The organism is Psychrobacter sp. CX16 (assembly GCF_057396245.1).
The window spans coordinates 69,130-81,121 of the sequence record NZ_JBXYJF010000004.1 but is presented as its reverse complement, the minus strand read 5'-3'; the positions used below and the strand labels follow the sequence as shown (position 1 = coordinate 81,121).

10 protein-coding genes are annotated in these 11,992 nt (G+C 40.9%); all 10 read right to left on the bottom strand.

Features of this window, described 5'->3' with window-relative positions; all coding sequences use genetic code 11:
- Window positions 1-69: 69 nt before the first annotated feature.
- The gene (locus AC2SLM_RS02560; protein WP_486540344.1) at window positions 70-552 is read right to left on the bottom strand and encodes a hypothetical protein; all 483 of its coding nucleotides are present in this window, start codon (window positions 550-552) and stop codon (window positions 70-72) included.
- A 273-nt stretch (window positions 553-825) separates the two neighbouring features.
- Complete coding sequence (locus AC2SLM_RS02555) at window positions 826-2,046, bottom strand: CNNM domain-containing protein (RefSeq protein WP_486551795.1); 1,221 nt, start codon at window positions 2,044-2,046, stop codon at window positions 826-828.
- A gap of 68 nt (window positions 2,047-2,114) precedes the next feature.
- On the bottom strand, window positions 2,115-2,414 hold the full coding sequence (locus AC2SLM_RS02550) for an HU family DNA-binding protein (protein WP_486540348.1): 300 nt from the start codon (window positions 2,412-2,414) through the stop codon (window positions 2,115-2,117).
- Between the two features lie 435 nt (window positions 2,415-2,849).
- Window positions 2,850-4,532 (bottom strand): 30S ribosomal protein S1, encoded by a 1,683-nt coding sequence (gene rpsA / locus AC2SLM_RS02545; protein WP_486551793.1) that lies wholly within the window; start codon window positions 4,530-4,532, stop codon window positions 2,850-2,852.
- A 194-nt stretch (window positions 4,533-4,726) separates the two neighbouring features.
- The gene (gene cmk / locus AC2SLM_RS02540) at window positions 4,727-5,440 is read right to left on the bottom strand and encodes a (d)CMP kinase (protein ID WP_486551876.1); all 714 of its coding nucleotides are present in this window, start codon (window positions 5,438-5,440) and stop codon (window positions 4,727-4,729) included.
- A 214-nt stretch (window positions 5,441-5,654) separates the two neighbouring features.
- Window positions 5,655-6,164: a tRNA adenosine(34) deaminase TadA gene (gene tadA, locus AC2SLM_RS02535; RefSeq protein ID WP_486551875.1), complete on the bottom strand. Its 510-nt coding sequence runs from the start codon at window positions 6,162-6,164 to the stop codon at window positions 5,655-5,657.
- Between the two features lie 138 nt (window positions 6,165-6,302).
- Window positions 6,303-7,058, bottom strand: coding sequence for a uracil-DNA glycosylase (locus AC2SLM_RS02530; RefSeq protein WP_486551791.1), 756 nt, complete (start codon window positions 7,056-7,058; stop codon window positions 6,303-6,305).
- Between the two features lie 411 nt (window positions 7,059-7,469).
- On the bottom strand, window positions 7,470-9,989 hold the full coding sequence (gene clpA / locus AC2SLM_RS02525) for an ATP-dependent Clp protease ATP-binding subunit ClpA (RefSeq protein WP_486551789.1): 2,520 nt from the start codon (window positions 9,987-9,989) through the stop codon (window positions 7,470-7,472).
- Between the two features lie 563 nt (window positions 9,990-10,552).
- A complete protein-coding gene (gene clpS, locus AC2SLM_RS02520; RefSeq protein ID WP_486551873.1) occupies window positions 10,553-11,002 on the bottom strand; it encodes an ATP-dependent Clp protease adapter ClpS in 450 nt (149 codons plus the stop codon).
- A 112-nt stretch (window positions 11,003-11,114) separates the two neighbouring features.
- Window positions 11,115-11,900, bottom strand: a complete 786-nt coding sequence (locus tag AC2SLM_RS02515; RefSeq protein WP_486551788.1) for a hypothetical protein — start codon at window positions 11,898-11,900, stop codon at window positions 11,115-11,117.
- Between the last annotated feature and the right edge of the window lie 92 nt (window positions 11,901-11,992).

Here is an 11,992-nt window from a genome sequence, read left to right as displayed (position 1 = left end):
ATCCTTTAAGCTGTGTCTTGATACCAGTTTCTAATACTGATTATCGTTTATACAATTCAAAAATAGATATTACTCGATGCTAACTTGAGCCACTGCTCTTAACAAAACAGCGTTATTCGCATCGGCTTTTAAGGTTGCACGCGATGAGGTGGTTAACTTGGTTTGTTTACCCTCTCTTACCCAAGTCTCAGTAGTGGTTACATCGGCTTTGGCTTGATCACCACTGGTCACCACATTGGTAATACGAATATCATATGCGTAATTGCTTGAGTCCGACCAACTGTCTTGTAATAGCTTTAAGTAGGCTTGTTTATCAAGGCTGGTGGTTCTACCTCTACGTGATAAAGAGATAAGCGCTTCATCTGCGACCAAGCTTGATACTTTACCAATATTTTGGCTATTGGCTGCTTGCTTCATGGCAGAGGCATAGTTTTGTACAGCTGCTTCTGTGATGGCTGCTTGTGCCGTCGATGCACCCACTGTTGCCACAACAGCAATCGCTGCTGGTGCTAATAGTGAAGCCAATGTTTTATTAGAATTAAAAATACTCATTATAGTGTCGTATCCTGTCTTTATAGATTAATCTGGTCTAATGACGCCATGTGATGCCAGACACCATGTAAATTTATCGTTTATTTATAGTAGGGATGTTAAAAATCATCACATCAAAGATGCCAATTACTTGACACAACTATAAGATAACAATCCACTCCCTATACTACTATAATATAGTTAACCCCACCCTTGTTGAGTATTAACAGCTTGTAATAATTAGTCACAGAATACTAAGCCGTTGTTAATTACTATATTAATTTATTCAGCACCTTAATCTGAATTGGTAGCGTCATCTTCGACTAACATACCCAAACGTGCAGAACGACGCTGCATCATTTGTCGTGCCAATACCTGCATATCCTCAACACGGTCTATCTCATCAACAATCTCAAGACCTAATAACGTCTCTAGCACATCCTCTAAGGTTACTAGGCCTTTAACTTCGCCATATTCACCAACTGTGACAGCAATATGAATGCGACTATTTAACATCAAGTCAAGCAAGTCAAACAGCTTCATTTTTGAGAAAACAAAGGTAATCTCACGCTTATAGCTCTCTAATGGCTTATCCATATGGTTATTGGCTTTAGCTAATAACACGTCGGACTTTAAAACAAAGCCAGTGACTTTATCCAAATCTTCATCATAGATAGGCAATCTTGAAAACATCAGTTTTGGACGATTTGCTAACAATTCAGCAACGGTAATCGATTGGTCAAAAGCATGCATAACCGAACGCGGCGTCATAATATCTTCAACCTTAATAGCACCAAAGGCCAACAGGTTTCTAATAATACGTGACTCTAGAGGATCGATTTGACCTGACTGCTCACCCACACTGGCAAGCGCGGCAAATTCATTACGGCTAAAGGTGTGTGCTTGTTTACCACGGGTCAATAGCTTGGTCAGCTTCTCTGATACCCAGATGAGCGGATACAACAAGAAAATAATAGCTTTAACAAAATATGCTACAGGGCCTGATAGTTGACGCCAATAAATGGTACCCATGGTTTTTGGAATAATCTCTGAACCAATAAGGATAATGAGTGTCATGACTGCGGAGAATACCCCGAACCATTCACTACCAAAGACAATCGTTGCTTGCGCACCAGCACCTAGTGAACCCACAGTATGAGCCACCGTATTTAACGTTAAGATAGCTGCAATAGATTGATCAATATTGTCGACTTTAACATCTTTTAAAATGGCCGACTTTTTAGCATCTTCTTCTGCAATAGAAGCCACGTAAGACGGTGTCATTGTTAATAAGGCTGCTTCAGACACCGAGCAAACGAAGGACACAAAGACAGAAAGAACCACGAAACCGATCAGCATGAACACGTGAGTACTATAAGAAGAGGTTTGTACCACTGTCGCTGTATCAACACCACCAGCGGCGGCATAAGCCACTAATGGTACAGATAGCAATAGAGTTAAGAAGATAGTTATCTTACGAGTAGAAAATGGAGATGTTCTAAATCGAGCTTTCAAGTCAAACACCTAATGTAGTTAAACAGAAAATAAATAAGAATGACAGGATACCATTAAACCCTCAACTATTATATCCATTTATCATTAACGCCTTCGCGCAATGCTTTGCCTGGTTTAAAGTGAGGTATGGCCTTCGCAGGTACCAATACCGCCTCCCCTGTTTTTGGGTTACGGCCCTGTCTGGCTTCTCTATGATGTAGGCAAAACGTACCAAATCCACGCACTTCTATACGGCTATCATCCACAAGTTTTTCTGATAACAGCGATAATATTTCACGTACAGCTCCATCCACTTCTGAGTCCGCAATAAAATCGCAGCGTGCGGCAACATCTTGGATTAAATCTGATTTATTTATAACGTTTGTCATGTCCATCTGACCTTATTAAATAATTATATTGATTTGCCCGATACTAATAATCCTTTAGAAGAATCTAAGCAAAGGTTTTACTTAAAGAAATTCAATTACAAAAAGCAAACAAGCTGCATTATCGAGACTGCGATAACACAGTAATATTAGGGCGTTATTATTAGCATCCCTATTAAATCTTGACACTTTTCAAACTAAACTTACATCCTATTCTGTCAGTTTAATATGACAGCAATGATAAATGCTAGTATATTCATATCTTTAATGTAAATCGTATTAAATCATAAGTTACCACTGGTGTGAAATTAATATTACTTTTTTTTGATTATTAACTCACAAAAAAGGAGCAACCCATTGGTTGCTCCTTCTTTTAAGTGACCTATTATAAGCTCAATGCTAGATATTAGTTAAATAGGTTGCCCTACTCAATTAATATTAGTCTTGCATTTGCTCTTTGATTAAGTCACCAATAGTTTTTGGCTGTGCTTCAGGTGCTACTATTTGAGTGCTACCAAGCTCTTTAATAGCTTGACGCTCTTCCGCTTCATCTTTTGCTTTGATTGATAAGCTGATACCACGTGATTTACGGTCAACGCTAATAATCTTAGCTTCAACAGTGTCGCCTACGTTTAAGTGCTTAGTAGCATCTTCAACTTTATCACGTTGGATTTCAGATGCGCGTAAGTAGCCTTCAACTTCGTCAGCTAAAGTGATAGTTGCGCCTTTAGCGTCAACATCTTTAACTGTACCGTTAACGATTGAACCACGGTCGTTAGTTACTAGGTACTCGTTGAATGGATCAGAGCTTAACTGCTTAATACCAAGGCTGATGCGGTTAGCTTCAGCATCAACTGATAGAACCATAGCTTCAACAGTGTCGCCTTTGTTGTAGTTACGGATAGCTTCTTCGCCAGCTTCATTCCAAGAGATATCAGATAGATGAACTAGACCATCGATACCACCGTCAAGACCGATAAAGATACCGAAGTCAGTGATTGACTTGATAGTACCCGTTAGCTTATCACCACGGTCATATTTCTTATCAAACTCTTCCCATGGGTTTGGTAGAGTTTGCTTGATACCTAGGCTGATACGACGACGTTCTTCGTCGATATCTAGAATCATAACGTCAACTTCGTCACCAATCTGAACAACTTTAGATGGGTGAATGTTTTTGTTGGTATGATCCATTTCTGATACGTGTACTAGACCTTCGATACCGTCAGAAATCTCAGCGAAACAACCATAATCAGTTAGGTTAGTTACGCGAGCTTTAACGATGCTACCTACTGGGTAAGTACCGCCAACATTATCCCAAGGATCAGTACCTAACTGCTTAAGACCTAAGCTTACGCGGTTGCGCTCACGGTCAAATTTAAGTACTTTGACTTTAAGGTCTTGACCCACTTCAACAACTTCAGATGGGTGCTTAATACGGCGCCATGCCATATCAGTGATGTGTAGTAGACCATCGATACCACCTAAGTCTACGAATGCACCGTAGTCAGTTAGGTTTTTAACGATACCTTCAACTTCGATACCTTCTTCAAGCTTATTAAGTAGCTCTTCACGCTCAGCTGAGTTTTCAGCTTCCATAACCGCTTTACGGCTAACAACGACGTTGTTACGTTTTTGGTCTAGTTTAATAATTTTGAATTCTAGCTCTTTGCCTTCAAGGTGCGTTGTGTCACGGATAGGACGAACGTCAACCAATGAACCTGGTAAGAAAGCGCGTACTGAACCAATATCAACAGTAAAACCGCCCTTTACTTTGCTTGAGATGATACCTTTTACAATTTCATCGCCTTCAAATAGTTTCTCAAGCGCATTCCAAGTTTCAACACGTTTTGCTTTTTCACGTGACAGTAAGGTTTGACCCATACCGTTGTCAACAGCTTCAACAACAACATCAACGCTATCGCCCACTGCTACTTCAAGCTCGCCATTGTCGTCTAAGAACTCTTCACGAGCAACAACACCCTCAGACTTTAAACCAGTGTCAACTGTAATCCAATCGCTATCGATTGCTACAACAGCACCGCTGATTACTGAGCCACGCTCAATATCAAGACCCTGCTCTTCTAGACTCGCTTCAAATAGTTCAGCAAATGATTCCATTATGATTACCTTAATATAGCCGTATCCTGTCCAGCACAGTACGGTTCAAGTTAATGAGAATAAAAGATTAACGCTGGTTTTGCTCTTTTGATTCTCATTTGATAAAAACGTTAAATTTGAGGATAACAGACTATTAACTTGTTCTGCTATCTAAGTTCGTATTACCTTATAACTAATGAATAGAGCTTAGCGGTTTATGCGCTAAAGCAAATACCCTTTTGTTGACAGAAATTTTTGATTTCTGTAAATACTGCCTCTGCGTCCATTGACGAGCTATCTAGTACCAAAGCATCCTCTGCAGGTTTCGATGGAGAGGCGCTTCTGCTCTCATCACGCTCATCTCTACCTTTGATGCTTTTTAATATCGCAGCATAATCCGCTTGCTCACCGGCTTCTTTTAATTGAGCCACTCGGCGATTAGCACGGGCTTCGGCACTAGCAGTCAAATAAACCTTGGCATCAGCATCTGGAAAAACAACTGTTCCCATATCACGACCATCGGCAATTAAGCCCGATTCATTGCTCATGTTTTTCTGCAATGAGAGTAACGCTGCACGTACTTTAGACAATGCCGCAACTTTTGACGCATAACCACCAACCGTCTCATTTCTAATCTCGCCAGCCACATTATTGCCATCAACAACAATATCAACTTTACCAGAGCTTTGAGGAAGAAATTGAATATCTAGCGCTTCTGTGAGCTGCGCGATATTCTCTTCATCATCCTCATTAAGCACTTGCTGAGTATCACCTGTGAGCAATCCTTTCTCAAATGCCTTAAGACCGACAATACGGTATAACGCACCTGAATCTAATAAACGATAACCTAACGCATTGGCAAGCTTTAAGCAGACTGTGCCTTTACCTGCACCGCTTGGGCCATCGATTGTAATGACAGGATAGCTCATCATTTAGTACCCGTTATATATGAGACATTTGACTCGTTAATACTTGATGTTAGACTGATGTATTCAGCCTAATTAAGTCAATAAACGCAAATAGGGCGGGATTATAACAAAAAACTAAGCCTATAACCACCTAATATTTACATAATAATAGCAAAATCGTCTTCACATATTGTCTATCAATAATAACTCCTTAAACATCTGTGTTCACTTTGATTTAAGCTTTGTTTTCAGTCATGTGCTCTGCTTTTTTCTCACGCCTCCTCTTAAAAAATGACCTAAGCATTTGCTGACTGTTTGGCTGTAGCAAACCAAAGTTTACTGAAATGCGATGATTATAGAAGTCCATTTCAGTGAGGTTTAGCTGACTACCGACCATTCCTGCTCTCGGTTCAAAAGTGGCAAACACTAGCCGTTCAAGACGGGCGTGGATTAATGCGCCAAGACACATAGTACAAGGCTCTAGCGTCACATAAAGCGTGGTATTGGGTGGCAGACGATAGTTCTGTATTGCCTGACAAGCACAGCGTAACGCCACTATCTCAGCATGTGCCGTTGGATCACTGCTAGTAATGGGCTTATTAAACCCTTCACCTATAACCTTACCCTCACACACTAAAACTGCACCGACCGGCACCTCTTGTTGCTGCGCTCCCTGCTGAGCTAAAACCAACGCCTGATGCATAAAAGTCACATCATCCAGCGACCAATATTTCGCATCTAACATATGATCAGCACAAGCATCCTCTATTAACGAATAAGGGGCTAGACTGATATGTTCTGTTTTAGGACGCGGCTGAATCATAAATCGATGGCTTCTTAACAAGTATGTAAACGAGTATTTTATATTTGGGCCAATGTGAAATTACTGTGGCAATTGCCAATTAATAGGCGTTTTTCCATGTTGTTGCAAATAATCATTGGCTTTTGAGAAAGGTTTAGTACCAAAGAACCCTCCTCTATTTGCTGCCAAGGGAGACGGATGCACCGCAGACAATACCAAGTGCTTATCAGTATCTACAAACTTACCCTTAAGCTTCGCCTTACTGCCCCATAGGATAAATACCGTATGCTCGGTTTGCTTATTTACCACATCAATCACTGCGTCAGTAAACTGCTCCCAGCCCTTACCTTGGTGACTGCCTGCCATACCCTCTTCTACCGTCAAAGAGGCGTTTAACAATAAAACCCCTTGTTGCGCCCAATGCGTCAAATCGCCATGTCTTGGTGGCAAGGTTCCAATATCAGAAGCCATCTCTTTTAGGATATTATTCAATGACGGCGGCTTAGGAATGGCTTTGGGCACAGAGAACGACAGCCCCATTGCTTGACCTGGGCCATGATAAGGATCTTGACCTAAGATGACCACCTTTACGTTAGAGAGTGGCGTCAAATTAAAAGCGTTAAACATCTGACTGGCTTTGGGATAAATGCTCTTACCTGCGCCATATTCTTGCTTTAAAAACTCACGCAAATTATCCATATTCTGTGAGGTCAATTCATCGGCTAATGCCTGTTTCCAATCCTCTGGCATCTGCACGCGAGCTAAGATGGCTTGCTTTTCTTCAGCTGTTTTTTGAGGCTCTACTTGTCCAGAGATTAAGCTATCAATTGATTGCATATATCCACTCTTTAATTTTATGATATGAATTTATTCTAATTTTTTGATGATGACGTATTTTAAATGTGCTTATAACGTGTGGTTATTTTTAATAACCCACCACTGATAGTCAGAGAAGTCTAAAATGGTGACAAGGCAAGTGAGCGCATGTACTACAAGTAAGGCTTAGCAAGGTTAATGCCGTAACCGTTTAATCTTTCGCTGACTATAGTATTAATACCCCATTGTATAACACAATGCATAGAAAAATTAGGGCTGTCTCATAGATGCTGTAAATCGTATTCAATCAATCTGTATAACCAACACCCATTCTGTGCACAAACCTATAGAACAAAAAGATAAAAAAAGAGGCCAACCTCAAGTTAACCTCTTTTTAGTCTCATACTTACTATAAGCTACAGCAAATCGCTATTAGCCTTCCGCATATTCCACACCACGTTGACCATGCTTTTCAACAACCGTCAGTAGAATGCGACTACCTTCTGCAGCGGCCTTGCCGCCATCATCTAATGGCGCTTCAAAAGCCTCTTCATTTAAGGTTACATGCACGGCACCGCCATCAACTAAATCACCAAATAAAACCATGTTCGCCAGTGGCTTCTTGATTTCATTTTGGATGAGACGCTGCATTGGGCGTGCACCCATTAAACGATCATATCCTTTTTCTGCTAAATACTCGCGTACCGCATCATCAATCTCTAAAACCACTTGCTTGTCATCAAGCTGTGCTTGTAGTTCAACTAAGAACTTATCAACCACAGAGACCACAATCGATGGGTCTAATGGATTGAAGTGGATAATCGCATCTAAACGGTTACGGAACTCAGGTGTGAACACGCGGTTCATCGCTTCTGTATTATCTCGGCTATGGTCTTGCTTAGTAAAGCCCATTGACGCACGGCTAATATTCTCCGCACCCACGTTAGTAGTCATAATCAAGATAACTTGCTTAAAGCTTGCCACACGGCCATTATTGTCAGTCAACGTACCATGATCCATTACTTGCAATAACAAGTTAAAGACATCAGGATGCGCTTTTTCAATCTCATCCAATAACAACACACAATGTGGATACTGATTAATCTTCTCAGTTAACAAACCACCTTGATCAAAGCCTACATAACCTGGAGGCGCACCAATTAAACGAGATGCAGTATGCGCCTCCATGTACTCTGACATATCAAAGCGAACCAACTCAATGCCCATCAAATTAGCCAACTGCTTAGATACTTCTGTTTTACCAACACCAGTAGGGCCAGCGAACATAAATGAACCAATTGGCTTATCAGCAGATTTAAGACCTGCACGTGATAATTTAATCGCATCAGATAAGGTTTTAATCGCTTCATCTTGACCAAATACCAAACGATTTAAATCACGATCTAAGTGCTCAAGCAATGACTTGTCATCATTCGAAACAGATTTAGGTGGAATTCGAGCCAATTTAGAGATAATGGCTTCGATATCCTCAACGTCAATAACAGTCGGTTCAGGGCGCTCTTCTGCCGCTTCCTCTTCGCTATTGTCAGTCTCTGCCTCTACGTCAGTGGCATCAAATTCCGCTTCCGTATCAGCCTCTTCTTCTAGGCCAGTCTCATCAGCATCAATTTGAGCATCATAATCTGTCGGCTCTTTACTATTTAGCTCATTAATCAACTGATCTTCATCATCGACTTGATCAGCATCTGGAGTAATACCTAGACGCTTATAGGCACCCGCTTCATCAATCACATCAATGGCTTTGTCTGGCAAAAAGCGCTCATGAATATGCTTAGCTGATAACTGTACCGCACTGATTAATGCTGCATCGGTATATTCAACATTATGAAACTCTTCATAACGTGATTTTAGACCACGTAAAATCTCAATACTGTCATCAATGCTTGGCTCATTCACATCAATCTTTTGGAATCGACGAGATAAAGCATGATCTTTTTCAAACACTTGACGGTATTCTGTAAAGGTCGTTGAACCGATACATCTTAACTCGCCGTTAGCCAGTGCTGGCTTAATCAAGTTTGAGACATCCATATTACTACTCATTGAGGAACCTGCCCCAATAATCATATGAATCTCATCAATAAATAAGATCGCATTTGGCTTTTTCTTCAACTCATCAAGCAGCGCTTTCATGCGCTTTTCAAAGTCGCCGCGATACTTAGTACCTGCGATGAGCGAACCAATATCTAGGCTATAAATAACACAGCCTTGTAATGGTTTTGGCGCTTTGTTATTAATGATAAGCCACGCTAGACCTTCAGCAATCGAGGTTTTACCCACGCCTGGATCACCCACTAATAATGGGTTGTTCTTACGGCGGCGGCACAACACCTGAGCAGTACGCTCAATCTCGCTAGAGCGGCCGATCAAAGGATCTGTTTTGCCTTCAGCAGCACGCTTGTTCAAGTTCTGAGCGAACTCAGTTAATGGGTCTTTTTGTGCTTTACCCGCTTTGCTATCACTGCCTTCTACTTCTGTCTGGCCATCACGTGTCTCGTCTCCATCAGCACCATGTGATAAGTACTGAGTTAACTCAAGACGGCTAACACCTTGTTTTTTAAGGAGATATACAGCATAGGTATCATGCTCTGAGAACATAGATACCAAGATATCTGAACCTTGTACCAATCGACCTGAGCCGATAGATTGCACGTGGAAGATAGCACGCTGCAAAATACGGTCAAAACTCTGCGTTGCTTGTGGCGTTTGCTCCAGATCTGCATCTAGGGTTGGCGTGTGTTTTTCTATGTACGCTTCTAAGTCTGAGCGCAGGCTACCAATGTCTGCACCGCATGACTTAAGTGTGGTCGCTGCATTGTTATTCTCAAGTAGTGCCAATAGTAGATGTTCTACTGTTAAATATTCATGCGACTTTTGTCTTGCCAACGTCATGGCTAACCGCAATGAAACTTCTAGATGACGACTTAGCATATATGTGTCCTGATAATATTGTTATTTTTGATCGTAAGATTATTGTAGATATAAGATGAACGGTCTGTTAACTATAGCAATTAAAATCCCGATTGGGTTATTTAATCGCATTCATGCAGATAACTATCTCAATAAAAACAATAATCTTTTATGACTTAATTAGTAGGTAAGGTTACTAGCACTAAAAATCAAGGTTACTAATTAAACTGTTTGAGTGAATGCTGCCATTTTCACACATTATTTCAGAGGTTTAGCATAAGGGTAATGGCAGTAAGAATGGTGCAATGAGGGTTGTTTTGAGTGTTAATTAAGTTATAAGATAAAGATAGGATAAGACCATTGACAGCTTAATTTCTAACAAAGTAGAAAAATAAGCTCAGACTCATCAAAGCTTATTACTATAATGGTGTCTGGTTAAGAAGATTTAAAGAGGGCCGAGTTAATTAGTCGTATCTAACGGATTACAGAGCTTAAACGCCAAATTTCTTGGCTAATCAACATTATAAGGTAAAGACTGAACTTAAAGTCGGCCTACAATATAGAAAATATAGACAGATATAGCTTTAACCTTGATGTGGCTCAATTTGAGTTAATAAAGGGTAGCCCTCTTTACGCGCTGATTGATTGGCTTTTTTTGCTTTTGTCTCAGCAATATCTTTAGGGTAAATACCGGCAATACCCCGTCCCTGATGGTGAATATTCAGCATAATTTCAACCGCTTTTTCCGTATTATGACGAAACTCTGATTGTAATATATAGACCACAAACTCCATTGGAGTGTAGTCATCATTATACATAACTACAGCGTACATAGGCGGCTCAGCCAACTCTGGGTCAGCAACCATGACCTCAACTTCACCTTCCTCTTCAGACTCATCGTCTATCAGTTTAGACGGTGAGACTTTGGAGGGATGCGCAATTGGCAGCGTGGCAGGATGATGCCAATCTGCAGATATCGGATGACTCGATGTGCGCTCAGTTGTCACAGTATCAAGCAAGGTCTTTTCTATCATCATAGACATAGATTTTGTTATTTCACCGCTTAAATTAAAGAAAGTATGTAAGTTATAGATTATGAGGGCTAATGACTGAATTTCAATTATCACTAAATAGCCAATCGCTTAACTATTTATCACCTTCAGTCACTGGGCGCGGATCTGTCTCTGGCACTTCAGATAATGACATAGGCATCTTATCGACCGGACTTGATAACTGCCAGTTATAAATCTGCTCAACCTCTTGACCAGCGGCTTGAAGCTCAAGCTTCGCCTGCTTTGGTTTAAAGCCTTGCGGCATCACAAAACGGCCACGGATACGTGAAATACCCTTGATGTCATAATATTTTGGCTCTAATGGTACTTCGACCAAGTTCTCTTCATCTAGCAAAGTCAGCGTTGGTTTGAGTCGATGCTGATTACCATCTTCTGCAAGCATGGCCACATCAAAGCGATACTCAAACGCATTTTCAGGCAACGGTTCCATCTTAGCGCCCACCACCTGTAAAGGCAGGCCACCTTGATCAACTAGCGTATCGGCATAGACATTGTTAACCTGATTCAGCTGAAGATTTTGAATCTCTAAATCCTCAATATCACGGCGCAATTGCCCTAGATTATTTAGGCTAATGTCGCGCTCTTGTTTGGCTGCATCGACTTGTTTATTAAGGGCATTAACTTTTAGCTGTAGTGACTTAACCTCTTCAGCAGAAAGCTCTTGCGCCTCTCCTTTCATTTTTGCGGCATTTTGTGAGGCCTGATAACCACGATGGTAACCAAACTTGTGGCCAAATACAGTGGCAATTATGCCAGTCAGTAATACTGCGCTCGCAAATAATACCAATATCAGCGGACTCATCGGACTAGATGATCGCTTCTTAAATTTAGGAGTAGGTTTGCTGATTTCGGTGGACATGTAATCTAAGCTCGTATCTTATGAATCGGCGGTCAGTTAAGAAGCCAAAGGCAAATTTAAGGCAGATTATTATACCTAACTCTTAAACCAAT

Bases quoted from the DNA above. Each gene is read 5' to 3' on its own strand.
- AC2SLM_RS02560 (WP_486540344.1), bottom strand. From the start codon at position 552: ATGAGTATTTTTAATTCTAATAAAACATTGGCTTCACTATTAGCACCA.
- AC2SLM_RS02550 (WP_486540348.1), bottom strand. From the start codon at position 2,414: ATGACAAACGTTATAAATAAATCAGATTTAATCCAAGATGTTGCCGCA.
- rpsA (WP_486551793.1), bottom strand. From the start codon at position 4,532: ATGGAATCATTTGCTGAACTATTTGAAGCGAGTCTAGAAGAGCAGGGT.
- cmk (WP_486551876.1), bottom strand. From the start codon at position 5,440: ATGAGCTATCCTGTCATTACAATCGATGGCCCAAGCGGTGCAGGTAAA.
- tadA (WP_486551875.1), bottom strand. From the start codon at position 6,164: ATGTTAGATGCGAAATATTGGTCGCTGGATGATGTGACTTTTATGCAT.
- AC2SLM_RS02530 (WP_486551791.1), bottom strand. From the start codon at position 7,058: ATGCAATCAATTGATAGCTTAATCTCTGGACAAGTAGAGCCTCAAAAA.
- clpA (WP_486551789.1), bottom strand. From the start codon at position 9,989: ATGCTAAGTCGTCATCTAGAAGTTTCATTGCGGTTAGCCATGACGTTG.
- clpS (WP_486551873.1), bottom strand. From the start codon at position 11,002: ATGATAGAAAAGACCTTGCTTGATACTGTGACAACTGAGCGCACATCG.
- AC2SLM_RS02515 (WP_486551788.1), bottom strand. From the start codon at position 11,900: ATGTCCACCGAAATCAGCAAACCTACTCCTAAATTTAAGAAGCGATCA.